At 59.9% G+C, this 26,184-nt stretch carries 20 protein-coding genes; 11 read left to right on the top strand and 9 right to left on the bottom strand.

The window, feature by feature from the left end:
- Nucleotides 1-120: 120 nt before the first annotated feature.
- Nucleotides 121-1,287 (bottom strand): isovaleryl-CoA dehydrogenase, encoded by a 1,167-nt coding sequence (locus tag QQF73_RS15900; protein WP_219868326.1) that lies wholly within the window; start codon nt 1,285-1,287, stop codon nt 121-123.
- An 88-nt stretch (nt 1,288-1,375) separates the two neighbouring features.
- Nucleotides 1,376-1,825 carry a MerR family transcriptional regulator gene (locus tag QQF73_RS15895; protein WP_219868325.1) on the bottom strand — a complete coding sequence of 150 codons (450 nt, stop codon included), beginning with the start codon at nt 1,823-1,825 and terminating at the stop codon, nt 1,376-1,378.
- A 104-nt stretch (nt 1,826-1,929) separates the two neighbouring features.
- On the opposite strand from QQF73_RS15895, the gene QQF73_RS15890 reads away from it, so the two are divergent.
- The 3 genes from QQF73_RS15890 to QQF73_RS15880 are packed head-to-tail and all read left to right on the top strand — an operon-like array spanning nt 1,930 to nt 5,070.
- Nucleotides 1,930-2,691, top strand: coding sequence for an SDR family NAD(P)-dependent oxidoreductase (locus QQF73_RS15890; protein ID WP_219868324.1), 762 nt, complete (start codon nt 1,930-1,932; stop codon nt 2,689-2,691).
- A 24-nt stretch (nt 2,692-2,715) separates the two neighbouring features.
- Nucleotides 2,716-3,867 carry an acyl-CoA dehydrogenase family protein gene (locus tag QQF73_RS15885; protein ID WP_219868323.1) on the top strand — a complete coding sequence of 384 codons (1,152 nt, stop codon included), beginning with the start codon at nt 2,716-2,718 and terminating at the stop codon, nt 3,865-3,867.
- A gap of 21 nt (nt 3,868-3,888) precedes the next feature.
- Entirely contained in the window at nt 3,889-5,070 is a 1,182-nt protein-coding gene (locus tag QQF73_RS15880) for an acetyl-CoA C-acyltransferase (protein WP_219868322.1), read from the top strand.
- 163 nt (nt 5,071-5,233) lie between these two features.
- Here the strand turns inward: QQF73_RS15880 and QQF73_RS15875 are convergent, their stop codons facing one another.
- A complete protein-coding gene (locus QQF73_RS15875; protein WP_285368797.1) occupies nt 5,234-7,186 on the bottom strand; it encodes a sigma 54-interacting transcriptional regulator in 1,953 nt (650 codons plus the stop codon).
- A gap of 293 nt (nt 7,187-7,479) precedes the next feature.
- On the opposite strand from QQF73_RS15875, the gene cynS reads away from it, so the two are divergent.
- Nucleotides 7,480-7,923, top strand: coding sequence for a cyanase (cynS, locus tag QQF73_RS15870; RefSeq protein ID WP_219868320.1), 444 nt, complete (start codon nt 7,480-7,482; stop codon nt 7,921-7,923).
- A gap of 120 nt (nt 7,924-8,043) precedes the next feature.
- Here cynS and QQF73_RS15865 read toward each other — a convergent pair whose 3' ends face one another.
- The gene (locus QQF73_RS15865) at nt 8,044-8,322 is read right to left on the bottom strand and encodes an ACT domain-containing protein (protein WP_285368795.1); all 279 of its coding nucleotides are present in this window, start codon (nt 8,320-8,322) and stop codon (nt 8,044-8,046) included.
- Nucleotides 8,319-10,019 carry an acetolactate synthase 2 catalytic subunit gene (gene ilvG / locus QQF73_RS15860; protein WP_285368794.1) on the bottom strand — a complete coding sequence of 567 codons (1,701 nt, stop codon included), beginning with the start codon at nt 10,017-10,019 and terminating at the stop codon, nt 8,319-8,321. Before ilvG ends, QQF73_RS15865 begins: the two co-directional genes overlap by 4 nt.
- A 330-nt stretch (nt 10,020-10,349) precedes the next feature.
- On the opposite strand from ilvG, the gene QQF73_RS15855 reads away from it, so the two are divergent.
- The 3 genes from QQF73_RS15855 to QQF73_RS15845 are packed head-to-tail and all read left to right on the top strand — an operon-like array spanning nt 10,350 to nt 15,255.
- On the top strand, nt 10,350-11,432 hold the full coding sequence (locus QQF73_RS15855; protein ID WP_285368793.1) for an efflux RND transporter periplasmic adaptor subunit: 1,083 nt from the start codon (nt 10,350-10,352) through the stop codon (nt 11,430-11,432).
- Nucleotides 11,433-11,437: 5 nt separating this feature from the next.
- Entirely contained in the window at nt 11,438-14,539 is a 3,102-nt protein-coding gene (locus tag QQF73_RS15850) for an efflux RND transporter permease subunit (RefSeq protein ID WP_285368792.1), read from the top strand.
- Nucleotides 14,536-15,255 (top strand): pseudouridine synthase, encoded by a 720-nt coding sequence (locus QQF73_RS15845; protein ID WP_219868315.1) that lies wholly within the window; start codon nt 14,536-14,538, stop codon nt 15,253-15,255. Before QQF73_RS15850 ends, QQF73_RS15845 begins: the two co-directional genes overlap by 4 nt.
- Here the strand turns inward: QQF73_RS15845 and QQF73_RS15840 are convergent.
- Nucleotides 15,240-17,120: a sensor domain-containing phosphodiesterase gene (locus QQF73_RS15840; RefSeq protein ID WP_219868314.1), complete on the bottom strand. Its 1,881-nt coding sequence runs from the start codon at nt 17,118-17,120 to the stop codon at nt 15,240-15,242. The genes QQF73_RS15845 and QQF73_RS15840 overlap by 16 nt on opposite strands.
- Nucleotides 17,121-17,404: 284 nt before the next feature.
- On the opposite strand from QQF73_RS15840, the gene QQF73_RS15835 reads away from it, so the two are divergent.
- Nucleotides 17,405-19,291: a sensor domain-containing diguanylate cyclase gene (locus QQF73_RS15835; protein WP_285368791.1), complete on the top strand. Its 1,887-nt coding sequence runs from the start codon at nt 17,405-17,407 to the stop codon at nt 19,289-19,291.
- Here QQF73_RS15835 and QQF73_RS15830 read toward each other — a convergent pair.
- Entirely contained in the window at nt 19,258-20,745 is a 1,488-nt protein-coding gene (locus tag QQF73_RS15830) for an amidase (protein ID WP_285368790.1), read from the bottom strand. The two genes, QQF73_RS15835 and QQF73_RS15830, sit on opposite strands and share 34 nt — an antisense overlap.
- Nucleotides 20,746-20,925: 180 nt before the next feature.
- On the opposite strand from QQF73_RS15830, the gene cls reads away from it, so the two are divergent.
- Entirely contained in the window at nt 20,926-22,365 is a 1,440-nt protein-coding gene (gene cls, locus QQF73_RS15825) for a cardiolipin synthase (RefSeq protein ID WP_285368789.1), read from the top strand.
- A 158-nt stretch (nt 22,366-22,523) separates the two neighbouring features.
- Nucleotides 22,524-23,132 carry a methyltransferase family protein gene (locus QQF73_RS15820; RefSeq protein ID WP_219868311.1) on the top strand — a complete coding sequence of 203 codons (609 nt, stop codon included), beginning with the start codon at nt 22,524-22,526 and terminating at the stop codon, nt 23,130-23,132.
- A 6-nt stretch (nt 23,133-23,138) separates the two neighbouring features.
- On the opposite strand, the gene djlA is transcribed toward QQF73_RS15820, so the two are convergent.
- The gene (djlA, locus tag QQF73_RS15815) at nt 23,139-23,924 is read right to left on the bottom strand and encodes a co-chaperone DjlA (RefSeq protein ID WP_219868310.1); all 786 of its coding nucleotides are present in this window, start codon (nt 23,922-23,924) and stop codon (nt 23,139-23,141) included.
- A 217-nt stretch (nt 23,925-24,141) separates the two neighbouring features.
- Between djlA and alkB the strand changes: the two genes are divergently transcribed.
- On the top strand, nt 24,142-24,792 hold the full coding sequence (gene alkB, locus QQF73_RS15810) for a DNA oxidative demethylase AlkB (RefSeq protein WP_285368788.1): 651 nt from the start codon (nt 24,142-24,144) through the stop codon (nt 24,790-24,792).
- On the opposite strand, the gene QQF73_RS15805 is transcribed toward alkB, so the two are convergent.
- Nucleotides 24,793-26,073 carry an MgtC/SapB family protein gene (locus QQF73_RS15805; protein WP_285368787.1) on the bottom strand — a complete coding sequence of 427 codons (1,281 nt, stop codon included), beginning with the start codon at nt 26,071-26,073 and terminating at the stop codon, nt 24,793-24,795. It abuts the gene before it with no gap.
- Nucleotides 26,074-26,184 lie beyond the last annotated feature (111 nt).

Genomic DNA, 26,184 nt, shown 5'->3' with positions numbered 1-26,184 from the left:
ACCGCTACGAGCACGTCCGTGTGCGCTTGTTTCCGGCCATCCATGGCCTCCAGCATTCCCGAAGTGCCGCCCCGCCAGACCCTCGTCATACTTGGGGGCTGGCTTCCTGGTACTTTGTTCTTACTTGTTCAGGAACAGCTCGCGACCGATCAGCATCCGGCGAATCTCTGACGTACCCGCGCCGATCTCATACAGCTTGGCGTCGCGCAGCAGGCGACCTGTCGGGTATTCGTTGATGTAGCCGTTACCGCCCAGCAGTTGGATGGCATCCAGGGCCAGTTTGGTGGCCATTTCCGCGGAGTAGAGGATGGCGCCGGCGGCGTCTTTACGGGTGGTCTCGCCACGGTCGGCGGACATGGCCACCATGTAGACGTAGGATTTGGCGGAGTTCATCCAGGTGTACATGTCGGCCACTTTGCCCTGGACCAGTTCGAACTCGCCGATGGCCTGGCCGAACTGCTTGCGTTCACGGATGTAGGGCACGGTGACGTCGAGGGCCGCCTGCATGATGCCCAGAGGACCACCGGACAGAACCAGACGCTCGTAGTCCAGGCCGCTCATCAGCACCTTGGCGCCGTTGCCTTCACCGCCCAGGATGTTTTCGCGGGGCACTTTGCAGTCCTCGAACACCAGCTCACAGGTGTTGGAGCCGCGCATGCCGAGTTTGTCGAGCTTCTGGTGACGGCTGAAGCCCGGGTAGTCGCGCTCAACGATGAACGCGGTTACGCCTCTGGAGCCGGCCTGGGTGTCAGTCTTGGCGTAGATCACGTAGGTGTGGGCGTCGGGGCCGTTGGTGATCCACATCTTGCTGCCGTTGAGAACGAAGTGGTCGCCTTCGTCCCGGGCAGAGAGCTTCATGGAGATGACGTCGGAGCCGGCGTTGGGCTCGGACATGGCCAGGGCGCCAACGTGTTCACCGCTTACCAGCTTGGGCAGGTACTTCTGCTTCTGCTCTTCGGTACCGTTGCGGTGGATCTGGTTCACGCACAGGTTGGAGTGGGCCCCGTAGGACAGACCGACGGAGGCCGAGGCGCGGCTGATTTCTTCCATGGCAATCACGTGGGCGAGGTAACCCATATCGGAGCCACCGTATTCCTCGGCAACGGTGATGCCCAGCAGGCCCATGTCGCCCATTTTGCGCCAGAGATCCATGGGGAACTCGTTGTTGCGATCAATCTCTTCGGCGCGCGGAGCGATTTCGGCCGCGGCGAAGCCGTTGATTTGCTCACGCAGCATATCGAGGGTTTCACCAAGGCCGAAGTTGAGCTCTGAGTACTGTGATTTCATGTCGGTTACCTTTTATTTTGCTCTCTGACTTACGAGGATTCATAACCGGACAGCCATGGCGCAGGGCGACGTTGAGTGCCCTTGTGGCTTAGCGCTGTTCGGCGGTTGTCGTTGGTTCTTTGTTCGCCCGCATCTGCTGTTCTCGTTTTTTCTTCTGCAGGTCTGCCAGTGCTTCACGGCACCGCGCTTCGGCGGTGTCCATTTCCATCTCTGCCTGTGCGATGTCGTTCTTCTGCTGTTCCAGCTGGGCCCGTTTCCGGCTCAGGGTTTCCAGCATCAGCAGCAACTGTTTTTCGTTGCCACTGAGGGTTTCGTCCCACAGGTCGAAGAGTTCTTTGGTTTCTGCCAGTGAGAACCCCATGCGTTTGCCCCGAAGGATCAGCTTCAGCCGAACGCGATCCTTGGAACTGAATATGCGTGTTTGCCCACGCCGTGTCGGCTTGAGCAGCTCCTGATCCTCGTAGAATCGGATGCTCCGGGTCGTCACGTCGAACTCCTTGGCGAGTTCGCTGATGCTGTATGTTTCTTTTTTCACCATGGCGATTTCCTTTTTAGACTTAGGTTAGATAAAGTTTACGTAAACGTAAAGTGCTTTTACGGTCAGATTTCGAACAAAAAGTGTCTTTAGAGCAGGAGTAAACGATGGAATTCAAAAATGTGGCGGCCATAGTAACAGGTGGTGCATCGGGGCTGGGCGAAGGTGCGGCCCGTGCACTGGCAGCAGCAGGCTGCAAAGTGGCGATCCTTGACGTACAGAAGGAGCAGGGTGAAAAAGTGGCCGCAGAGATTGGCGGTATCTTCCTGCATTGTGACGTAACCTCCGCAGACAGTGCCGAAGCTGCGGTTAATGCCGCGCGGGAAGCCCATGGCCGCTGCGGTGTGGCGGTAAGTTGCGCCGGCATCGCCCCGGCTTCCAAGATCCTGGGTCGTGAGGGCGTTATGCCGCTGGAGAACTTCAGCAAGGTTATCCAGGTCAATCTGATTGGTACCTTCAACATCCTGAGACTGGTGGCGGCCGATATGGCCCAGCGTGAACCCAACGCCGACGGCGAGCGGGGCGTGATCATCAATACCGCGTCAGTGGCGGCCTACGAAGGCCAGATCGGCCAGGCGGCCTACAGTGCATCCAAGGGCGGGGTGGTTTCGCTGACCCTGCAGTCGGCGCGCGAGCTGGCTCGAGAGGGCATCCGTGTAAATACGATTGCACCGGGCCTGTTCATGACCCCCATGATGGCAGGTATGCCTGAAGAAGTTCAGGAAAGCCTGGCTGCCACCCTGCCGTTTCCGAAACGCCTCGGCAAGCCGGAGGAATTCGGCATGATGGTGGACCAGATGGTGCGTAATCCGATTCTGAATGGCGAAGTGATTCGTCTGGACTGCGCGCTTCGCATGGCGCCCAAGTGAAGCATTCAATTGCAGGAGACATACATGACCGTGTCTGTTGATAAAGAAGAACTGGCGATGTTCCGGGATTCGGTAGTCAAGGTCCTGGAAAAGGAAGTAACGCCGCATTACGAGACCTGGGAAAAGTCCGGGCTGGTGCCCCGAGAGCTGTGGAACACCCTGGGCAACGCCGGAATGCTGTGTGTGGATGTGCCCGAGGAGTGGGGTGGAATCGGTGCGCCTTTCCAGTTCTCTGTGGTGGTTGGGGAAGAACTGGCCCGGATGGGATTCGGCGCGCTGTCCACCAACGTGATGGTGCACTCGGACATTGTTGCACCCTATCTCAGCCACATGGGCAACGAGGAACAGCGGCAACAATGGCTGCCGAAGCTGGTTTCCGGTGAAGCGGTTGGCGCCATCGCCATGACCGAGCCGGGCGCCGGCAGTGACTTGCAGGCGATCCGCACCAGTGCGGTGAAAGATGGCGACGACTACATCCTTAACGGGTCCAAGACCTTCATCACCAACGGCCAGCACGCCGATATGGTGATTGTCGCCGCCAAGACCGACCCGAAAGCTGGTGCCCGCGGCATCAGCCTGTTCCTGGTGGATACGTCACTGCCGGGTTACAGCAAGGGCCGGAACCTGGACAAGATCGGCCAGCATTCCGGTGACACCTCCGAGCTGTTCTTCTCCGACATGCGCGTCCCCGCCTCGGCGCTGCTGGGTGAAGAGGGGCAGGGCTTCATGTACCTGATGCGGGAACTGCCCCGAGAGCGCCTGGTGATCGGAGCGCTCGGTGTGGCGGCGGCCCGGGGTGCCCTGGACCTGACCATTGCCTACGCCCAGGAACGTGAGCTGTTCGGTCAGAAGCTGGCGCAGCTGCAGAATACCCGTTTCGAGATTGCCCGCATGGAAACCGACTACCGGGTCAATCAGGCGTTCGTGAACGAGTGTATTGCCAAGTACGAGCAGGGCGAGCTGGATGCGCCGACGGCGTCCATGGCCAAGTACAGCGCCACGGAGATGCAGTGTCGGGTGGCGGACGGTTGCCTGCAGCTGTTCGGCGGCTACGGTTACACCACCGAATACCCCATTTCCCGGGCCTTCATGGATGCGCGGGTTCAGCGCATTTACGGCGGTACTTCGGAAGTGATGAAAGAGATTATTGCCCGGTCCGTTCTGGGCAAGGGCTGAAGGTTTGAGAGAGGATAGATCATGAGTGACAACAGCGTAGTAATTGCCGGTTCGGCGCGGACTCCCATGGGCGGCATGATGGGCTCGCTGAGCTCCGTTCGCTCCCCCCAGCTTGGCGCGGCATCCATCAAGGCCGCCATTGAGCGGTCAGGCCTGCAGCCGGCCGATATCCAGGAAGTGATCATGGGCTGCGTGCTGCCCGCAGGCCTGGGTCAGGCCCCGGCCCGACAAGCCTCGCGCGCCTCGGGCATTCCGGACAGCTCCGGCTGCACCACCATCAACAAGATGTGTGGCTCCGGCATGCAGTCTGTGATCATGGCCCACGACCAGATCAAGGCCGGGACCAACAACATCATGATCGCCGGCGGTATGGAGAACATGAGCCAGGCGCCGTACCTGCTGCCCAAGGCCCGCGCCGGCATGCGCATGGGTCATGGCCAGGTTCTGGACAGCATGTTCCTGGATGGTCTTGAGGATGCGTACGAAGGCGGCCTGATGGGCGTATTTGCCCAGCGCACGGCGGACAAGTACGACATCAGCCGGCAGGCCATGGACGAGTTCGCCATCGGTTCCCTGCAGAAGTCCCTGGCGGCTATCGAGAATGGCTGGTTCAGGGACGAGATTGTCCCGGTGAGTGTCGCTGGCCGTGGCGGGGACACCCTGGTGGAAATCGATGAACAGCCGGGTAACGCCAAGCCGGAAAAAATTCCTCACCTGAAGCCAGCCTTCGCCAAAGACGGCTCGGTGACGGCGGCCAATTCGAGCTCGATCAGCGACGGCGCTTCGGCCCTGGTGCTGGCCTCGGCTGCCGAGGCCGACAAGCGTGGTCTGGTTCCGCAGGCGCGGATCGTGGCCCACGCCACCCACGCGCGACTGCCCTCGGAGTTCACCCTTGCGCCTATCGGAGCCATCGAGAAGGTCCTGAAAAAGGCCGACTGGTCCGTGAGCGACGTTGATCTGTTCGAGATCAACGAGGCCTTTGCGGTGGTAACCCTGGCGGCGATCAACGAGCTTGGCCTGCCCGCAGAGAAGGTCAATGTGCACGGCGGCGCCTGCGCTCTTGGTCACCCGATCGGCTCTTCCGGTTCACGCATCATCGTTACCTTGATCAACGCACTGAAACAGCGTGGCCTCAAGCGTGGTGTCGCTTCGCTCTGCATCGGTGGGGGCGAGGGTACGGCGGTGGCCATTGAGTTGATCTGATTTTGGTGATCGCTCCGTGATGTAGCCTGCCTATTTTGGGGCGGGCTTGCGGGGTGGCCGGTGGATTTTTCTTGGAAAAAGAACTCGCTTCGCTCAGACACCTTTTTCCGGCGAAAAATCCACCGGCCACCCCGCGCCGATTTAACTTGTCGGGTTTACAGAGTTAATTATTCTTTGACCGGAATCGAAGCGGTTCGATCTTTAGCTTTTTCAGTCTTGAGGCCAGGGTGGTCGGTTTGACGCCCAGCAAGGTCGCCGCGCCGTCATCGCCGAATACCCTGCCATTGCTCATGGTCAGGGCCTGCGTCAGGTTCTTTTTCTCTAGGTCCCTCAAATCCTGCTCGGTCATCAGCTCGCCATTGAAGTGCCTGGGCGGTGGTGTGGATGCCGCTGATGCTCTGGCCGGGGAATCCTGTCCCGGCAGGTCCAGATCAAGGCCGCCGTTTGCGGTGATCACCTGTCGCTCGATCACGTTTTCCAGCTCCCGCACATTGCCCGGCCAGTGGTAGGCCTGTAGGGTTTCCACGTCCCGTTCTCGCAATATAAGGGTGGGGCGGTTGAACTTCTGGCAGGCCCGGTTGAGAAATTCCCGGGCGAGGATGGGGATATCCTCCAGACGCCGGCGTAGAGGCACCGATTCGATGGGGAAGACATTCAGGCGGAAGTATAGGTCCTCCCGAAATGTCTTGGCCTGGATTTCCGATTTCAGCTCCCTGTTCGTGGCGGCAATCACCCGGACGTTGACCGCCCGGGTGCGGTTTTCGCCCACCCGCTCGAACTGTTGATCCTGCAGGACTCTGAGGAGCTTGCCCTGAAGCTCCAGCGGGATTTCGCCCACCTCGTCCAGGAACAGGGTACCGCCATCGGCCAGTTCGAAGCGGCCAATCCGATCGCTCACGGCCCCGGTGAACGCACCCTTGATGTGACCGAAGAACTCGCTCTCGAACAGATCCTTGGGGATGGCCGCGCAGTTGACCCGGATCATGGGCCGGTCCCGTCGGTCGCTGGCCTGGTGGATGGCACGCGCAATCAGTTCCTTGCCGGTACCGGATTCGCCGGTAATCAGCACGTTTGCATCAGTGGGCGCCACCAGCCCAATGCGGCGGGCAATGCCCTTGATGGCCTCACTCTGGCCGACCAGGTCGTGAAAATGGTATTCGCCGCTGAGTTCCTCCTGCAGGTAGGCATTCTCCATCTCGAGCCGCTGTTTCAGGCTTTCAACTTCCTCCAGCGCGTGTTGCAGTTCCTGTTGGGCGTGCTGGCGGGCGGAAATATCCTTGAATACGACGACCGCGCCGATGGGGTGACCGTTGTCCATGATCGGGGTGCTGGTGTATTCCACGGGAAAGCCGGTTCCGTCCTTGCGCCAGAACCAGTCCTCGCCCACCCGCCGGACGCTGGCGTCGCGGAACGCAGCGTAGATGGGGCAGTCCTTGAGCGGGAACAGGGAGCCGTCCTCATGGGAATGGTGGACGACCCGGTGCATCACGCGCCCCATCAGTTCGTCCGTTCGCCAGCCCAGCATCTTTTCGCCGGCCGGGTTAACAAACGTGGTGCGGCCCTCTGCGTCGACGCCGTAGATTCCCTCGCCCACGGCATGGAGGATCAGCTGATTCTCCCGCTCCATATCCTTGAACAGTGCCTCGACTCTTCGCCACTCCAGGAGTCCGCCGCGATGGTAATGATTGACCTCGTGGCGCTCGCGCAGGGAGCGTAGCTGCCTTCGGTCCCGAAGCAGGAACAGGATGTCGCGGGAATCGGCTCCTCCGGCGCGCGCCGAGGAAATCTCCAGCTCGACCGTGTGACCGTCCTGATGCCGGAGCGTGAAATCCCCGCTCCATCCGCGTCCCCGTAACAGGGTTTCCTCCGTGAAGACGATCAGGGTGGGACGTTGGTCCGGAAACAGCGCGGTGCAGCGGCCGCCGATCAGCGACGCCCGCTCGGAACCGGTCATCCGGGCCGCCAGGGTGTTGGCGGCGAGAATCCGGTCCCCGGTGCAATCCACGAGCAGGGCGGCTTCAGGCAGGAGGTCGATCCAGCTGTCCTGGGGTGCCTGGTGCTGGGAAGGCCGGGGGCGTGCAGTTGCCGTTTCGCTGACGGCAGTCGTGGTGTTCATCGCTCTCATCCTGTCGGTGTCTCCGGGAAGATGAGTCAAGTCCCGTGCCAATTACGATAACTCGTAGTCGGGAGCACGAATTTTCGTGGTCTACGAAATATCGTAGTGCGGCCTGATTTCGGCCATTCATTAAATGCCATCAAAAACAAAGTCCTGGAATATTTCTGTTGGTTGGCACGAAGTCTGCGATAGCCCTGACAGGCTCATGCAGCGTCGGGAAGTGAACAATCGTTCGCGCCCGGAAGCTGCACTGGAACAGTGCAAAACCAACTGAAGCAAAGGGTGAGTGCCTTATGATGAACAAAGAACTGATGACCGCGAAGATTCTGGAAGCCAAGGCGACGAAAGGTGTTTCCTGGGAGGCGCTTTCCGAGGCCATTGGCATGTCGCCGGTGTTTACAACGTCGGCTTGCCTGGGCATGAACAGTCTGACTGAGGAAAAGGCGCTTGCTCTCTGCGAGACACTCGGGCTGGACAAGGTCGTCGCGGAAACCCTTCAGGTGTGCCCGAAGAAGGCCTGGGGTGATTCGGTGCCGCAGGATCCGCTGATCTATCGCCTGTACGAGGTGGTGGGTGTTTACGGAGATACCCTGAAGGAGCTGATCCACGAGAAGTTCGGTGACGGTATCATGAGTGCCATCGATTTCTCGATGCATGTGGACAAGGAAGAGAATCCGAAGGGGGATCGGGTGGTGATTACCATGAACGGGAAGTTCCTGCCCTACAAGTCCTGGTAATTGTTGCAACGTGCTGGATTGATGGAGTCTGGGCGCGGTGAGGGATCTCTTTTCTTCTGGGAAAAGAGATCCCTCCCCACGCTCGATCAGACTGCTCAGATAGACTCGCCTTTAAAGACATTAAGCTGTCTTTGTTTGTTTCATTTCATGAACTCCGAGAACCACGTCCCCTACTGTGTGCAGCTTTTCCAGCTGCGATTTGAGCATGTTGATGGGCCTTGTGCCCTCCAGCGTGAGGGCGATGGCAAGCTCGTCGCCTGCTGATTCCACCGCCATCCTGGCTATCCGGAATCCGCGAATCCGTACCACCTGGCACAATCGCTCCAACGCGGCCGCTTCATGACTCATCTGGCAGGTGAGGGTGTAGCTGGGTGTATCCGTTTGGCGCTGGAGGTTCATGCAACGTGCTCCTTGCTGGATTTTGCGGTGCGTTGGGATTCGTCGATCATGTCGCGGTTGCTGGCGCCGGGTTTGACGATGGGCCAGACGTTGTCTTCTCGGGCGATGGCAACGTGCAGCAGCATGGGGCCGTCGTAGGCGAGGATGGTTTCAATACCGCGGCGGATCTGGTCGGTGCGTTCGATGTGCAGGGCCGGGATGTCGAAGGCCCGGGCCATGGCGACGAAGTCGGGGTTGTCGTCCAGGTCGATCTGGCTTTCACGGTTGTTGTAGAACAGTTCCTGCTGCTGGCGGACCATGCCCAGGCACTGGTTGTCGAGGATAATCATCTTCAGGGGCAGTCTGTAGCGCCGTATGGTGGCCAGTTCCTGGGCGTTCATCATAAAGGAGCCGTCGCCCGCAACGTTGATCACGGTGCTGCCGCGGTTGGCGAACTGGGCGCCTATGGCCGCCGGCAGGCCGAAGCCCATGGTGCCCAGTCCGCCACTGGAGAGGTGGTGGCGTGGGTGGTTGAACTGGTAATGCTGGGCGACCCACATCTGGTGCTGGCCAACGTCGCAGGCGATTACGGTATCGTCCGGCGCGATTCGGGAGAGCTGTCGCACGAACGCGGGGCCGGTGATCGGGGCCAGGGGCTCTTCGTTGTCGGCCGCGTTGAAGCCGCCGGTGGTGTTCCAGGTGCGGCACTGTTTTTGCCAGTCGGCAATCGCCAACGGTTCGGTTTCCAGCTCCCGGGTCAGGGCCGCCAGGATGGTATTGAGGTCGCCCCGGATGGCCAGGTCTGCCGGGCGTAATTTGTTGATTTCGGAGGCATCGGCATCGATGTGGATCATCCGGGCGTTGGGGGCGAAGGTGTCCAGTTTGCCGGTGGCCCGGTCATCCAGACGCGCTCCGACAACGAGCAGCAGGTCGCACTCGTCCACGGCACGGTTGGCGACTCTCGAGCCGTGCATGCCCAGCATCCCGAGGTTCTGATCGCTGTGTTTGCCTGCGTTGCCGATACCTTTGAGTGTGACAACGCCCGGCAACGCGGAGGTGTCGGCAAAGGCCCGGAAGCGGGTCTCGGCGTGGGCCAGGCTGACACCGCCGCCGCTGTAGAGCAGGGGCTTGCGGGCGGCCCGCAGCATGGTCAGCGCCTCGGACAGGTTGGGGCAGCCTGTCGGGCCGGATCCTGTGCGGGTTGGTGCCTGCGCGCGGGCTTCTGTGAGCAGGATGTCCTTGGGAATGTCGATCCAGACCGGCCCCGGTCGGCCACTCTGGGCCAGGTGGATGGCTTCTTCCATGATCGCGGGCAGGTCGTCGGCGCTGTCCACCAGGTAACTGTGTTTGACGATGCCCAGGGTCATCCCCAGAACATCGGTTTCCTGGAACGCATCGGTTCCGATCAGGCCGGAGGGAACCTGGCCGGTGATCACCAGCATGGGGATGGAGTCCCGGTGGGCATTGGCAACCCCTGTAATCAGGTTGGTGGCGCCGGGGCCCGACGTGGCAATGCACACGCCGAGCTTGCCGCTGGCCCGGGCGTAGCCATCGGCGGCCAGGGCGCAGCCCTGCTCATGGCGGCACAACACGTGCTCGGTTCCGACATCGTCCACCAGGGCATCGTATAGCGGCATGATGCAGCCGCCGGGGTAGCCGAATACGGTACGGATGTCGTGGCGATGGAACGCGTCGAGAATGTGTTGTGCGCCGTTCATGGTCGTTTTCCCTTTTTATTGCTGCAAAAAAAAGCCCCCGGGACCTTTCGGTGCCGGGGGCTTTTTGGTGTCTTGTCAGGTTGTTGCTATCTCACCCGCTTGTCCACGCAAAAGCCCCCGGACGGTACCACGACCACCAGGACAAGCTTCACAAGGACGATTACTGCGTTGAGATTCATAAAATGAACAATCTGCTCTGAATTCGTGAAAAATTTCTGTGTAGAATCTACCCCACGCGTTTAACCGGTTGCAACCGTTTCTTGCCGGTTTTTTTCTTGGGGCCTGAATTCTCTGGGCCCGATCACGGTTTTCAGGCACGGCGAACGTTTCATGAGCAAAGGAAAGTGGGGTTCCCTGGGGCTGTCGCTCCTGGTCATTATTGCGCTGGCGGTGTGGTTGGCGACCGGCGACATCAAGATGGCGAGCGAAGCTGCACCGGAGAAACAGGAGATTGGCGAGCGGGAATTGACCAGTGTGCAGGTTGAGTCGCTTATTGCTCGTCTTCACGAACCGGGGCTTCTGCTTCAGGGGCAACTGGAACCCTGGCACGCGGTGATGATCAGTGCCCGGGTGGCAGGCACAGTTGAGAAGATTGAGGTCGATCTGGGCCAGCATGTGAAGTCGGGGGATACCCTGGTGACCCTATCCGATGATGGCCGCCGGGCCGTCGTCGACCGTTGGCGGGCCAGGGTGCGCAGCCTGGAGGCAGATCTTGCGGCTGCTCGCAAGCTACGTTCGAATAATCTCGCCTCCCAGTCCGAAATGCTGAAGCTCGAGAGTGAGTTGGCGGCTGCAAACGCTGAGCTGGCCGCCGCCAGACTGGATGTTGCCCACCTGACCCCGAAAGCCCCCTTTGACGGCATCATAAATGCCCGCGATGTGGAGCAGGGCGGGCTGGTTCAGGTCGGTTCTCCCATGTTTGAACTGGTCCGCATTGATCGCCTCAAGGCGACGGGACAAATTCCCCAGCAGTCCGCGGGCAAGGTGTCGCCGGGGCAGCGGGTGCGGGTGGACCTGCTGAATGGCAAAAAGCTGGATGGCATAGTCACTTTCGTGGCGAGCGCGGCCAACCCCGAGACCCGGAGCTTCGCGGTGGAAATTGCCGTCGAGAATCCCGATCTTCGCCGGGTGGCCGGCGGTAGTGCGAGTTTCCGGATTGCTCTGCCTGAGGTGAAAGCCATGTTCATCTCACCGGCCTACCTGTCCCTTGGGGACGACGGGCGCCCCGGCGTGAAGTACGTGAACGAGGACAACCGCGTGGTATTCAGTACCGTTGAACTGCTCAGCGTTGCCACTAATGGCGCGTGGGTAACCGGGTTGCCGGATGAAATCCGCCTGATAACCCGGGGTGGTGGTTTCGTGAGCGTGGGCGAACAGGTCCGACCTGTCGACGCCGCCGAAGACCGGGGCTGAGCCGAATGCGAACGCTGATCTTTGCCGCCATGGACCGCAGCCGCACCACGCTGCTGACGCTGCTGTTTCTGATTCTGGGCGGCATCGCCGCGTTCCAGACGATCCCCAAGGAAGCCAATCCGGACATCACCATCCCCATCATCTATGTGTCCATGACCCTGGACGGCATCAGTCCGGAGGATGCCGAACGCCTGTTGGTGCGTCCCATGGAGCAGGAACTCCGGTCCCTTGAGGGGGTGAAGGAAATGCGTGGCAGGGCCTCGGAGGGTTCCGCGTCGGTGATGCTGGAATTCGATGCCGGCTTCGATTCCGACAAGGCCCTGCAGGATGTCCGTGAGAAAGTGGACACTGCGCGCAGCAAGCTGCCGGAAGAGGCGGATGAACCCCGGGTCAATGAAATCAATGTGTCCCTGTTTCCGGTCCTGTCGGTTGGGCTTTCAGGCCCTTTGTCCGAGCGGGAACTGATTACCGTCGCACGGGCGCTGCAGGATGCGATCGAGGCGATCCCGGAAGTGCTGGAAGTGGAAATCGGCGGCGACCGGGAGGATCTTCTCGAGGTGGTGGTCGATCCCCAGGTGCTGGAAAGCTATGGCATCGACTTTGACCAGTTGGCCGCCCTGGTAACCCGTAATAACCAGCTGGTGGCGGCAGGCTCACTGGATACCGGCAATGGCCGCATGGCATTGAAAGTGCCGGGCGTGATTGAAACCATCGAGGATGTCATGTCCATGCCGGTCAAGGTCGACGGCGACACCGTCGTGACCTTTGGCGATGTGGCCATGTTGCAGCGCACCTTCAAGGATCCCACCGGCTTTGCCCGAATCAACGGCGAGCCCGCGCTGGTTCTGGAAGTCTCAAAGCGGACCGGCGCCAACATCATTGAAACCGTGGCCCAGGTCCGGGAGCTGGTCGAGCAGGCGCGGCCCCAGCTTCCGGACACACTGGAAGTGCGTTACATCATGGATCAGTCGGACGAGGTTCGGGACATCCTCAGCGACCTCCTGAACAACGTCCTGACGGCCATCGTGCTGGTGATCATTGTGGTGATCGCGGCCATGGGTCCCCGCTCTGCGCTGCTCGTCGGGCTGACGATCCCGGGTGCCTTCCTGACCGGCATCCTGGTGATCTGGGGGCTGGGACTGACGCTCAATATTGTGGTCCTGTTCAGTCTGATCCTGGTGGCCGGCATGCTGGTGGATGGCGCGATCGTGGTCTCGGAACTGGCGGACCGTAATCTCTCGGAAGGACAGACCGTGCGCTCCGCCTGGGCCGAGGCGGCCAGCCGGATGGCGTGGCCAATTATCGCATCGACCGCCACCACCCTGGCGGTTTTCGTGCCGTTGCTGTTCTGGCCCGGCGTGGTCGGGGAGTTCATGAAGTTCCTGCCGCTGACGGTGATCATCTGTCTGGCGGCATCCCTGGCCATGGCGCTGGTATTTTTGCCGGTACTGGGTGGAGTCAGCGGCGGTCGCCGCGCCCGTGAGCACCATGGGGCGGGGGCGATGATGAAGCACTATCGGCGCCTGTTGTCCGCGCTACTGAAAAGGCCGGGGACGACGTTGCTGGGTGTGCTCGGCATCATCGTGGTGATCTACGCGGCGTACGCCAGGTTCAATTTCGGGGTGGAGTTCTTCCCGAGCGTGGAGCCCGATTCGGCCCAGGTCCAGGTACGGGCCCGGGGCGACCTGTCCATCCGGGAGCGGGACTCGATCGTCCGTGAGGTGGAGCAGCGGCTTCGGGGGATGCCCGAGGTCAATGCACTCTATGCACGGTCCATGATCAGTGCCGGCAACCGGATGGCGCCTGATGTCATCGGGGTGCTGCAGTTCCAGTTTACCGACTGGTACAGCCGTCGACCGGCAAGCGCCATCCTCGAGGATTTCCGGAAACGGACGGAGGATATCCCGGGGGTGCAGCTGGAATTCCGCGAGCAGGAAGGTGGGCCGGCTGAAGGCAAGCCCATCGAACTTCAGGTCAGCAGCCGCGACAGCAGCGAGTTGAATGCGTACGTGGACCAGATTGAGGACCGCATGGGCGCCATGGGCGGTTTTGTCGATATCGAGGACGACCGGAGCCTGCCCGGCATCGAATGGCGGCTGGAGGTCGATCGCGAGGCGGCGGCCCGGTTCTCGACCGACGTGCTGAGTGTGGGCAGTGCGGTCCGCCTGGTGACCAATGGACTGGTTCTGGCCACTTACCGTCCGGAAGATGTGCGGGATGAAGTGGACATCGCCGTGCGTGTGCCCAATAACTGGCGCGAACTGGATCACCTCCAGCGGCAGACCATTAACACCTCCCGTGGTCAGGTGCCGCTGTCGCAGTTTGTCGATCTGGAACCCGGCGATAAAACCAACAGCATTGTTCGCGTTGATGGCCAGCGCACGGTAACCATCAAGTCCGAGCTGGCCCCGGGCCGTCGGGTGGATGAACTGCTTAATAGCCTGCAGGCCGACATGCCGGAGCCGCCGGAAGGGGTATCGGTAAAATTCGCCGGCGAGAACGAAGACCAGCAGCAGGCCTCGAATTTCCTGGCCAGCGCCTTCCTCGTCGCGCTGGCCATGATGCTGCTGATTCTGGTGACCCAGTTCAATTCCCTGTACCAGACCTTCCTGATTCTGTCCGCGATACTCCTGTCCACCGCCGGCGTACTGCTTGGCCTGCTGCTGAATGGTCAGTCTTTTGGCATCGTCATGGTGGGGATGGGGATCATTGCGCTGGCCGGTATCGTGGTGAACAACAACATCATCCTCATCGACACTTATAACCAGATGCGCAGAGAGGGGCTTGAGGCCTTCGAGGCTGCCCTTGAGACCGGCTGCCTGCGCCTGCGGCCAGTGCTGCTGACCGCCATCACAACCATTCTGGGGCTGATGCCCATGGTGCTCGGTGTCAACGTGGATCTGCTGACGCCGTCACTGGGGCTGGGCGCTCCCTCTACCCAGTGGTGGACTCAGTTGTCCAGTGCCATCGCGGGGGGGCTGGCCTTCGCAACGATTCTGACCCTGTTGCTGACCCCGGCTCTATTGGTGCTTGGTGAGAATGCAGGCGCCCGTGTCAGGAGCGCGAGGGTTTGGATCCGTCAACGGGCGCTTCGGGACGGTTCATGAATCCTCTGGCGTTGCTGTACCGGGACGAGGCGTTGCTTGTGGTGCACAAACCTGCCGGCCTTCTGGTACATCGCAGTCCCATCGACCGGCACGAAACCGAGTTTGCCCTGCAGTATGCCCGGGCACTTAATGACGGCGACCATGTTTACCCGGTGCACAGGCTGGATCGCCCCACCTCTGGGGTGCTGGTGTTCGCCAGAGATCGGGAAGCCGCCCGTAAGCTGGGGCAGGCGATGATGTCGGGGGAGGTGAGCAAAACCTACCGGGCCATGGTCCGTGGGTGGCCCGCCGACAATGGCGTGATTGATCACCCGCTCCGGGAAGAGCCCGAGGACCGGCGCCTGAAAGGGGTGGAACAGCCGGTCAGGGAGGCCCGCACCCGCTTCCGGACGTTGGCGAGGACGGAAATTCCGGTGGCAATCGAGAGGTATGCCACCAGCCGCTATGCCCTTGTCGAGCTATATCCGGAAACCGGCCGAAAGCACCAGCTGCGCCGCCATATGAAACACATCAGTCATCCCATCATCGGTGACGCGAACCACGGTCGTGGCCGGCACAACCGGTATTTTGCAGAGCGATTCGGGGAGGGGCGGTTGATGCTGGCGGCCACGCGAATCGAGTTTGCGCACCCGGACACTGGAGCGGCCATTGCTATTCAGGCCGAACCAGAGTCCAGCTTCCAGCAGGTTTTGTCAGTTTTTCAGTGCCGCAATTGACTCGCGACGAGTCGGTCGGTCCCATAGAAGCGGCGGGTAAGCTCTCCGATGGGAAGTGGCATGCTGTAGCGAAACCCCTGGAGGTAATCGCAATGGTTTTCGAACAGCCAGCGTTCGTGGGCCTGTGTCTCCACCCCCTCGGCAACGATGGAGAGCCCCAGTCCCCGGGCCAGGCCTATCGTCGAGAGGGTGATGGCCCGGTCGTTGTCATCGTCCGGTAAGTGCTTGATAAAAGAACGATCAATTTTAATTCGTGAAAACGGAAGGCTCTTGAGCCGGGCCAGGGAAGAGTAACCGGTACCGAAGTCATCAATCGCCAGCATGGCACCGGAATCAACAAGATCCTCCAGGACCCTGCTCAATACCCGCAGTTCACCCTGAAGGGCGTCCTCGGTCACTTCGAACTGCAGCGCGCTGACGGGCATCGAGTGACTGCCGCATACGTCGCGTATGAGACTCGGTAAGTTGGTCACCATGACCTGTTCCGGAGCAAGGTTGACCGAGATCGTGGCCAGATTGATACCTTTGGCCCGGCATGCGCGCCAGTCGTCACAGACCCTCTCTATGACGCATTCACCGAGGCGAAACATCAGGCCGGCACTTCGGGCCACATCAAGAAACTCGATGGGAGAAAGCCAGCCCCGGTCAGGGTGGTTCCATCGGACCAGCGCTTCTGCGCTCTCGATCCGGGTTCCCGTGCTGTCCATAATCGGTTGATAGAAAACGTCGAGGCCACCATTTTCCATCGCCAGCTTCAATTCACTTTCGACAGCGAACCGGGAACGGGCTGTCATCTGAATTTCCGAATCGTACTGGGTGGACTGGCCCCGGCCCCGGTACTTGGTGTGATACATCGCCGCTTCGGCACTGCGCAGCAGTTCTTCCCCGCCTTCACAGTCGCCGGGGTAGTGACTGATCCCGAGGCTCGCGGTGATGGTCAGGTCCTGCCCATCGACACGAATGGGCGACCGGATTCGTTGCTGGATGAGCTCGGCTGCGCTGTCCAACAGCGCGGGCAGGGTCTTGTTCCGAATAACCACGGCAAACTCATCCCCGCCTATCCGGGCCAGGTAATCCTTGCCCGTGAGCTGCAGGTCGTTGAGCCGGCGACCGATTTCTGCGATCACCTGGTCGCCTGCCTGGGGCCCGAGGCCATCATTGATGATTTTGAGCCGATCGATATCAATCCAGATCAGTGCCAGCGCGCCGCGACCCCGTTTTTTGACCTTCTTGATCAGGTGGTTGATCCGGGCTTTGAGCGAGTCCATGTTGGCGAGCCCTGTCAGGGAGTCAAATCGGGTGACATAGTCCAGTGCCTGCTTGGACCGGATCCAGGCTTCGTGGGTATTCATCAGGCTCACTGTGTCCGCCACGGCCACCGCCAATGAGATGTCGGGAGGGCTCCAGAGCCTGTTTTGCCGGGATTCCAGGCAGATCACACCGCTCATCCGTGCGCCGTCGAAAACGGGGGCATCGAGCATGGCGTTGATGTTGTGAATGCTAAGGTAGTTGCGTGCAAATGAACGGGTTCTCGGATCCTCCTGGGCATTTTCCACGGCAACCACCCGCTCGGAACCGATGGTCGTAAAGTAGGCAGGATGTTCGGACTGATACAGGCTGAGAGGCCCGCCGGAATTGCTTCTGTCGCATGGCGCGGCGGAAGCATCATAGAGCCATTCGCAGTTGATGCGATCGCCCTTGGGCGGGAATGACCACACACTCACGCGTTCCACATTGAGGCGCCGGGCGCAGAGCTCGGTCAGGGCTGCCAGTTTTTGATGTCTTGGCTGCTCGATAAAGTCGGCATCGTGGCTGAGTTCCATTAATGCCTTGTGGTGGGTAACCAGTATCTCACTGTCACGCATGGTGGAGTTAAGTTCTTCTGGTGTTGCGCGATTGAATCAACAACCACAGGTAGGCGCCTTGGCGCGTCACGAAGCCCTAATCAGTAACTGAAATATGACAGGCTAGTCAGGGACTGTCTACTTGCGACGGGCGGTGGGTTGAACAAGGTTCGAGCGGGGTTTTGTATCCGTTTTATGTCGATTTGCGTCGATTGGTAGCGAGAAGGGGCTAACTCTGCCCGTTTAGCCCATAATCGCTCGGGCGACAATAACAAAATGTAATCTGTGGTTCATTGAGGCCCATTGTGCAAAGATTCATCGGCTTGCTGTGTTTTTTTCTGCTTGCCTGGCCATCTGTCGGAGTTTCCGCTCAGGATACAGCTACGTGGGAAACGGGCTCCACTCGCGTTGAACTGTCAAGGTTCGTCGATTACTGGCAAGAGCCGGCCACGCCTGTGGGCATTGAGACAGTGACGGCGCTTGACGAGGCAGACTGGACCCGAAATGGCAGTGACAGCATCAGTCTTGGTTACGCGAAGGACATCTACTGGTTCCGGGTGACGCTCAATAACGCGGCGCGCCAGCAGATCCAGACCTTTCTGGAGATCGGATACCCCGTGCTTGACCGGATCGAGATCTACATCGATCCCATGACCTCCGGCGTTGAACCTCTGGTTCTTGGCGACAAACAACCCTTTTCCGATCGGCCAATTGACCACCGCAACTTCGTCGTGCCCCTGGACCTGGCCGCCGGTGAGCAGACCCGGGTATTCCTGAGGGTGAAAACCACCAGCTCCATGCAGGTCCCCCTGATCTGGTGGGATCGGGACAGTTTTTACTCGGCGGAGCAGTCCCGGACCATGTTTGAAGGGATCTACTACGGCATTGTGCTGGTGATGGTCCTGTACAACCTGTTCGTGTTCATGGCGGTTGGCGAACGGAGCTTCCTGCACTACGTGGGCTACATCACTGCGATGCCCCTGTTTCTGGCCAGTCTTCATGGTGTTGCCTTCCAGTACCTGTGGCCCGAATCAACGTGGTGGAATGACCAGTCCATCATTGTGTTTCTGAACCTGGCCGTGCTGTTCGGTGGTACGTTCAGCATTCGTTTTATCAACGTTACCCGCGAAAACCATCCGCGTTTCAACCGATGGACCGTTGCGGTGATTACGGCTGCAGGTGCTCTGGCCGTGTGTGGTTTGCTGCTGCCGTACAGGCTCCTGATTCTTCCCACCATTCTGGTTGCCTTCGTGGGCTGCACGACCATGCTGATACTCAGCATTATCCGATGGTATCGACGAGACCCGGCTGCCCGTTATTACACCCTTGCCTGGGTATCCATGCTCTTTGGCGGCATCGTACTGGCCCTGAGCAAATTCACGGTGTTGCCCCGCAACCTGCTGACTGAGAATGCCACTCAGGTTGGCTCGGCACTGGGCGTGATTCTGTTGTCCATTGCCCTGGCGGACCGCCTGGACAGGGAAAAGAAACGCGCCTTCCAGGCCCAGCAACGGCTGCTCAGGGAGGAGCGCAAGGCGCGGTTGGCGCAGGAGAAGTCGCTCCAGGTGCAGCGCGAAGCCAATACACTCCTGGAGGAGCGGGTGCATGCGCGAACCCGGGATCTTGAGAGCCTCAACGAGCAGTTGCTGGAGCTCAGTGCCACCGACGCATTGACCGGTCTGAAAAATCGTGGCTATTTTGACCGGACCTTTCAGTCCGCCGTCGTGCGGGCTTTTCGTTATCAGGAACAGTTGTCGCTACTGGTTCTGGATATCGATCACTTCAAGAAATTCAACGACACCTACGGCCATCTGGTCGGGGATGATTGCCTGAAGATGGTGGCCCAATGCGTTCGTCAGCATGTGACGCGTCCCCAGGATCTCGCCGCGCGCTATGGTGGCGAGGAATTTGTTGTTCTGCTGCCGGACACCCCCGTCGACGGTGCCATCCGGGTGGCGGAGCGTATCCGTGCCGAAATCGAGGGCTCGGCGTTCCGGGTCTCTGGTGAGGTGTTGCACCTTACGGTCAGTGCCGGAGTCTGCAGCGTCTCGCCCCTGAAAGCCGATGCAACCAAAGATATTTTCAATTGGGCAGACGAAGCTCTCTATGAGGCCAAGGGCCTGGGCCGGAATCGGGTCGTGGCTCGGAAAGCCGACGGTCAGAGGATGGTTTCGGCAGTCACCGGGGCCTGAGTGCCCGCACCCGCCTGATGGAGCGCCGGCCACGGCGCCTCCGCTTCCAGTGTATAGGCGATGTCGAGCAGGGTTCGCTCGCCTCCATGCCGGCCCATGAACTGGACGGAAATGGGCAGATTGCCCCGGCTCATCCCCATGGGCAGGGATATGGCGGGTGCGCCCGTTGCGTTGGCCAGCGGCGTAAAACCGACGTAACGGGTCAGGCGCTCGAACAGGGTGGCAAAGGGCACATTCGGGCTGAGATGCCCAATCGGTGGCGTTGTGTGGCCCAGGACCGGTGTCAGGACTGCATCGAACCTGGTCATTGCCCGGGCGTAGTGTTGGTGGGAGCGATGCAGGCGCCAGAGTGCCGCCGGCAACCGGTAGAACTGCTGCCGGAATTTACTCGCCAGACCGTTGGTCAGCCCATCAACCTGCTGTTTATCAAAGCCGGGATTCATAAGCTTTCGGCCGTTTGCCTTCACGCCAAACGCGAGGAATGCCCAGTAGAGGGCAAAATCCTCCGGAAAAGAGGCCGCAACCGGTACTTCCATCGGCACAATCCGGTGCCCGAGTTTTTCCAGTTTTCGGGCCGTGTTTTCCACGGTGCGGCGGGTGTCATCGTCGGTTGCATGCCCGTTAATGGAATCCAGAACCAGACCGATGGTCAGGGCCTTGCCGGATGGTCCCTCATTGCTGCCGAGGGCCGGGAGGGAGGACCGGTGGAAATACCGCTCGGCCTGTTCCATGAAATGGGCGGTATCCCGGACCGAGCGACTGACAATACCGTCCACGAGGATGTTGACCGGTAGCGTTCGCGCGGCGTCATTGTCGATCAGGCGCCCCCGGCTTGGCTTCAGGCCAACCAGCCCACAGCAGGCCGCTGGAATTCGAATCGATCCTCCGCCATCATTGGCGTGGGCTACGGGCACCACACCGGCCGCCACCAGCGCTGCGGAGCCGCCGGACGATGCGCCAGTGGAGTAATCCAGATTCCAGGGATTCCGTGACGGTGGCTGGTGCGCAGGTTCGGTGGTCGCATTAAATCCGAACTCGGGCAGGGCGCTCTTGCCCAGGCAGACGAAGCCCTGGTCGAGCAGTTGCAGGGCGAATAGGCTGGTCGTTGCTGCGGCTGATTCAGGCACCGCTTTGGAGCCGTGCCGTGTGGCCAGTCCCTCGATATCAGTATTGTCCTTGATCACCGTTGGCACGCCGGAGAAAAAACCGGATTCCGTGCCCGCTTGCCGCCGGTCCAGACGCCGCGCGGTTTCCATCGCCCCCTCAAAGTTGTCCGCGACCAGCCCTCCGATGAGGGGCTCCACACTTCGGGCCCGCGCGATGGCAGCGTCCGCCAGTTCCTCGGCCGACACGTCACCTCGCTTCACCCGCTGGGCCAGTTCCGTCGCGTCGGCCACGCCGAGGGCGTCGTTGGTATAGGCGTGAACGGATCGGGGGCCTGAATTCGATGGCATGGCTGGAAACTTCCTAGTTTTATACGTTTACTGACTGTACTGCATTCAAATACGTGGCGACATGTCATTTGAGGAAAGTGTGAGGACGACGGTTCAGTCGGACAACAGCGCCATGGATTGGGTCCTCCAATCCGCAGGGAAAGAGATCTGGATTGTTCAATTTCCATCGGGAGCGGAAACATGTCGGCGATCCTGGGTTTTGTCGCATTTGTGCTTGTCCAACTGCTGTTTATCGCCCGGGTGCTCCTGAGGCCGCACCGGCAACCGGCTTCCCGGATTGCCTGGATCGTTGTGATTGCGGCCGTACCAATCGCCGGTATGGCGATGTATGTGTTGATCGGTGAAACCAGTATCGGACGGGGTCGCCGTAATCGTGTTCGAAGGGTTACGGAGTATTTGCCTGCGCCGGGCTCGATAGCGTCAACAGGGACCGTGGAAGCGACGCCGGCGATACCGGATCGTTACACGTCGCTATTTCGACTCGGTGAAACCATTAACGGCTTCAAGCCTCTTGCAGGCAACCGTGCCTACCTGCTGCGAAATTCCAACGCCACGATCTCTTCAATCGTCGAGGACATAGATGCTGCCAGGGCTCATGTCCACCTGAGCTTCTATATCTGGCTCTGTGACAATAATGGCCTCAGAGTCGTAGAGGCCCTCAGACGGGCCGCTTCGCGCGGTATCGACTGCAGGGCAATGGTCGATGGGTTGGGTTCCCGCCAACTAATCAACTCGAAACACTGGCGAGCAATGCGGGAAAGCGGCGTTAAGCTGGGCGTCTCTTTTCCGGTCGGCAATCTGTTATTGCAGCCCTTGCGAGGGCGTATTGATCTGCGAAACCACCGGAAAATCGTCGTAATCGATAACTGGATTACCTATTGCGGCAGCCAGAACTGTGCAGATCCTGAGTTCCTCGTAAAGCGCAAGTACGCGCCGTGGGTCGACGCCGTAATACGGTTCGAGGGCCCTGTTGCCCTGCAGAACCAGCATGTTTTTGCCAGTGACTGGATGGCTTGCGTGGATGAAGACATCAGTGATGTGGTGGAGAAGGAAGTGGAGTCGTTCATGCCGGGGTTCTTTGCCCAGGTTATTGCGACAGGGCCCACGGTGCGCCCCTCTGCAGCCCCTGAAATGTTCGAGGCGCTGATGTATTCAGCCCGAGACAGGCTCACCATCACGACGCCGTACTATGTGCCCAATGAATCCCTTCAAGCAGCGCTGTGTGCAGCGGCCAACCGGGGGGTTGATACTACGATTATCTTCCCCGCCCGGAATGATTCATTTGTTGTGGCCGCCGCGAGTCGAAGTTACTACCGGGAATTGCTCAAGGCCGGGGTAAAGATCCATGAGTTTGTCGGCGGACTCTTGCATTCCAAGTCCGTGACCGTGGACGACAACATAACGCTGATCGGCTCCTCCAACATTGACCGCAGGAGTTTCGAGCTTAATTTCGAGAACAATATACTGTGTATTGATCCTGAGCTGACTGCAGACATGTTTGCCCGCCAAATGGAATACGTTGCCAGCTCCAATCCTGTTTCTTTCGACGATGTGAATAATTGGGGGTGGCGTCGACGCCTCTGGAATAACGCCGTTGCAATGGTGGGGCCGCTGTTATGACCGGTTTTCCTGAGAGGAGGTTAGACCCCAGGGGCACTTTTTTGTGTTATTCCATGTGATTGGTCAGTTGGTTATTGCAGCGGCTTCCGATTAACACGCTTTTCACAGACCTTTTCAGGTAATAAGCTTGCGGTGTGAATCTTTACTAAGCGAGCCCGATGGAATTCATTGAACCTCTTGTGCGCCATTTTCTCGGCATCTTTTTCCTGATGATCGGCCTGCAGTTTGCGAGTCGGGCTCTGGGCCTTTATCAGCGCATGCGTTTTTCCCACATTAATTACGGAGAGCGCGGATCCGCTCCCTGGTGGCACCGGCAAATTTTCAACGTGTTCCGTGCGCTGATTCTTTCGGTGTGCGTGGTTCGGGTGTTTGCGGACATCGACGGTTGGCTGGGGGTGTTCGGCGCGTTGTATCAGTGGCCGGTACTGTTGCTGGGAATGCTGCTTCTGCTGGTTTCCTTCACCTCTGTGAACTATCTCCAGGCGTACATGCATGAGGACTGGCGTTCCGGCATTGATCACCGCGAGGATCATCCCAAGCTGCTGACCAGCGGCCCGTTTGCCCGGTCCCGAAACCCGCTGTTCATCAGCGTAATGACCGGCCAGTTCGGATTTTTCCTGGCACTGCCGAGTGTCTTTTCGCTGGTCTGCCTGATTGCCGGCGTGCTGGTGATCACCCGCCAGGCGCGAGAAGAGGAGAAGGCCCTGTCGAGCACATACGGCGCGCCCTACGATGAGTATCGGGCGCGCGTGCCACGATGGTTCTAGCCGGGATTATCCTGCCTTTTTGCGGGCGTCCTTGATCACGTCGTATGCGTGGCTGATTTCCCGCGTCCGCTCCTCTGCCATTTCCCGCATGCTTTCGGGTAAGCCCTTGCCGGCGAGCTTGTCGGGATGGTTCTCGCTCATCAGCTTGCGATAGGTCTTTTTCAGTTCGTCGTCGCTCGCGGAGGGTGAAACCCCAAGAACCTTGTAGGCATCGTCAATCTGTTGGCTGGAAGAACGCTGGCCGGCACCGGCACCAGCCTGTCCGCTGTGAGCCCCGCGCAGCATGGCCTCCAGTTGATCCACCTGACTTTCTGGCAGACCCAGGCCACGGGCTATACGCACGAGCATGGCGTGTTCTGCGGGATGGATGACACCATCTGCTGCTACGGCCGAAACCTGTACCTGCAGGAACATCTGGAGAAACGCGGGCTGGCGTCCGGTCATCTGCAGGAAACGGGCAAGCTCTGCGTCGAGATCAAAGTCCGGTGCCTTGCCACGGTTGAAGGCAGCCTTGGCTTTGGCCTTCTGGGTTTCGTTCAGACGAAAACGCACAAACATGGCTTCTGCGACCTGGATTTCATCCTGAGACACCACGCCATCGGCCTTGCACAGTGCGCCCATAACGGCAAAAACCGACTCAACAAAGCCGGATTGAATGTTGTGGAGCTTGCCAATCAGACGGCTTTTGAGGCGGTTAAAGATAAAGGCACCGATGGCAGCACCCACCAGGAATCCGGGAAACTTGCCAAACGCATAGCCAATCAAACCACCAAAAATCAGAGCCAAGAGCATCAATAGGTCCTTAATCCGAAAGGGAACAGTCCATAGAATATACGGGTTTTTTAATTCGGGTTCATGAACAGGCTTTCATTCGTCGCGCTCATTCGATGTCACTGCACGGGTGATCCTCACCGGTGTAGAGTGGCGTATGCCCGGAGGAAGCCTGCGAATTCCTTGCAACCATGACCGGTACAGCGGCGCTGTTTTCGACTGAATGGAGTAGCCACCGATGACTGCGGACCTTTTTGACGATCTGCCTGGCGAGCCCAGGTCTGAGGCCATTGTTGATGGCGCAGTGGTGCTGCGCCAGTTCGCGAGAGAAAAAGCGGAGGCTTTGCTGGCGGCAATCGATCGGGTCACGGCGTCTGCCCCCCTGAGGCACATGCAGACGCCCGGTGGCCACACCATGTCGGTGGCCATGAGCTGCTGTGGCGACCAGGGCTGGGTGACGGATACCCGGGGGTATCGCTATCAGCCCACCGATCCCCTTACTGGCGCGCCGTGGCCGTCGATGCCCGGGGTCTTTGAACGGCTGGCCCGGGACGCTGCGGAGGCCGCCGGCTACAGGGATTTCTGCCCCGATGCCTGCCTGATCAACCGCTATGAGCCGGGGGCTAAAATGGGGCTGCATCAGGACAAGGACGAGACCGATTTTGAGCAGCCGATCGTGTCAGTGTCCCTGGGGCTGCCCCAGGTATTCCAGTTTGGCGGGCTGAAACGAAACGAGCGCCCGGTCAATATCCCACTGGCCCATGGCGATGTGGTGGTCTGGGGTGGCCCGTCGCGATTGCGCTATCACGGTGTCCTGCGCCTGAAAACCGGCAGCCACCCATTGACCGGTGCCTGCCGTTACAATCTCACCTTCCGTCGCGCCTGCTGACTACTGGAACCAGGCAACGGCAAGCCCCGCGACCAGCGACAGTACCATCGGAACGCCCACCAACATGCCCGCCTGCCGAGTACCAATGGCCAGAGCCATGCCCGCTTTGACCAGGTTGTTGGTGGCTGCGGCGATGACGATGCCGACGACGGCGACGTTCATGTCCAGGTTGGTCGTCGACATCCGCGTAAGGGAAAGCGTGATCGCATCAACGTCAGCAATGCCCGAGCTGGCGGCGAGCATGTAAATACCAGCATTGCCCAGCCAACCGGTCAGAAATTCACCCAGCAGCAGGATGGCCATGAGCAGCAGGCCGAACAGAAGGGCTGAGGTCAGGTCCAGGGGGTTCTGGTTCAGGGGCGGCTGGTTAACTTCCGGTCGATCCGAGTTTCGCCGCCAGATCAGCAACGCCGGGCCATAGAGCAGGGCAGTCATAGTGACGACCGGCCAGATCAGGGTGGGGAGCAATTCCCGGTTGATGACAAAACAGTACACGAGGATTCGCGGAAACATGGTGCCGCAGGCGATGAGAATTCCGGTTGCAAACTGGGCGCTGAGCTGCGGCAATTGCGCGGATTGCCGGGCAAAGTGGAGTGTCAGGGCGGTAGAGGAGCTCAACCCCGCAAACACCCCGGTAAACAGGATGCCTCGTCGGGTGCCCGCCACCCGGATGGCAAAGTAGCCGACAAAGGAGATGGACGCGATCATCACCACCATCCACCAGATTTCCCGCGGATTGAGGACTCCGCCCGGCCCCATTTCCTGATTGGGCAGCAACGGCAGCATCACCACCGAGATCAGCAGGAGCTTGAGAGCCGCGTCAAGTTCGTGGTCCTTGAGCTTGTAGACCCAGCCGTGAATGTCTTCCTTGTTATCCAGGATGATGGCCGTAACAACGGCCGCAGCCGTCGCCATAACCGGATCCACTGCTACGGCCACCGCACCGAAGCAGAAGGTCAGCACCATGCCCACCATCCCGGTGATGCTGAAATTACGGATGTGGGCCAGGCGTTCGCTGTACCCCACCAGACCCATGGCAACCACGCTGATCAGCAGCACCGGGAAGGCCCAGGGCGTAATGGCACCGGCAAGCACGGCTGAAAGCCCGCCCAGAAGCCCCACCAGTGCAAAGGTCCGGATGCCCGCGATGCGCTCGCCGGATTTCTGGTCGCGGGCGTCCCAGCCCCGTTCCAGGCCTATGATGGCCCCGAGTAAAAGCGCAACGGCAAGATGGAGTGTGGTCTGATTGCTCGAGATGAACTGGGCGGCGACATCATCCATGGGTGACGGGGGTTCCCTAAGTCTGTGTAAGTCTCGGTAAATTGTAGCTCGGCAAAGGCGCCGCAGGAAATTCAGCGGGCATCCCTTACCTTACTTGTGGGGGGCGAATCT

It is taken from the genome of Marinobacter albus (assembly GCF_030238305.1).
In the GTDB taxonomy this organism is placed as follows: Bacteria; Pseudomonadota; Gammaproteobacteria; order Pseudomonadales; family Oleiphilaceae; genus Marinobacter; species Marinobacter albus.
This window is presented reverse-complemented; position numbering and strand designations above follow the sequence as displayed.

Coding starts and splice junctions, on each gene's coding strand:
- QQF73_RS15900 (WP_219868326.1), bottom strand. CDS start 1,287: ATGAAATCACAGTACTCAGAGCTCAACTTCGGCCTTGGTGAAACCCTC.
- QQF73_RS15895 (WP_219868325.1), bottom strand. CDS start 1,825: ATGGTGAAAAAAGAAACATACAGCATCAGCGAACTCGCCAAGGAGTTC.
- QQF73_RS15890 (WP_219868324.1), top strand. CDS start 1,930: ATGGAATTCAAAAATGTGGCGGCCATAGTAACAGGTGGTGCATCGGGG.
- QQF73_RS15885 (WP_219868323.1), top strand. CDS start 2,716: ATGACCGTGTCTGTTGATAAAGAAGAACTGGCGATGTTCCGGGATTCG.
- QQF73_RS15880 (WP_219868322.1), top strand. CDS start 3,889: ATGAGTGACAACAGCGTAGTAATTGCCGGTTCGGCGCGGACTCCCATG.
- QQF73_RS15875 (WP_285368797.1), bottom strand. CDS start 7,186: ATGAACACCACGACTGCCGTCAGCGAAACGGCAACTGCACGCCCCCGG.
- cynS (WP_219868320.1), top strand. CDS start 7,480: ATGATGAACAAAGAACTGATGACCGCGAAGATTCTGGAAGCCAAGGCG.
- QQF73_RS15865 (WP_285368795.1), bottom strand. CDS start 8,322: ATGAACCTCCAGCGCCAAACGGATACACCCAGCTACACCCTCACCTGC.
- ilvG (WP_285368794.1), bottom strand. CDS start 10,019: ATGAACGGCGCACAACACATTCTCGACGCGTTCCATCGCCACGACATC.
- QQF73_RS15855 (WP_285368793.1), top strand. CDS start 10,350: ATGAGCAAAGGAAAGTGGGGTTCCCTGGGGCTGTCGCTCCTGGTCATT.
- QQF73_RS15850 (WP_285368792.1), top strand. CDS start 11,438: ATGCGAACGCTGATCTTTGCCGCCATGGACCGCAGCCGCACCACGCTG.
- QQF73_RS15845 (WP_219868315.1), top strand. CDS start 14,536: ATGAATCCTCTGGCGTTGCTGTACCGGGACGAGGCGTTGCTTGTGGTG.
- QQF73_RS15840 (WP_219868314.1), bottom strand. CDS start 17,120: ATGCGTGACAGTGAGATACTGGTTACCCACCACAAGGCATTAATGGAA.
- QQF73_RS15830 (WP_285368790.1), bottom strand. CDS start 20,745: ATGCCATCGAATTCAGGCCCCCGATCCGTTCACGCCTATACCAACGAC.
- cls (WP_285368789.1), top strand. CDS start 20,926: ATGTCGGCGATCCTGGGTTTTGTCGCATTTGTGCTTGTCCAACTGCTG.
- QQF73_RS15820 (WP_219868311.1), top strand. CDS start 22,524: ATGGAATTCATTGAACCTCTTGTGCGCCATTTTCTCGGCATCTTTTTC.
- djlA (WP_219868310.1), bottom strand. CDS start 23,924: ATGCTCTTGGCTCTGATTTTTGGTGGTTTGATTGGCTATGCGTTTGGC.
- alkB (WP_285368788.1), top strand. CDS start 24,142: ATGACTGCGGACCTTTTTGACGATCTGCCTGGCGAGCCCAGGTCTGAG.
- QQF73_RS15805 (WP_285368787.1), bottom strand. CDS start 26,073: ATGGATGATGTCGCCGCCCAGTTCATCTCGAGCAATCAGACCACACTC.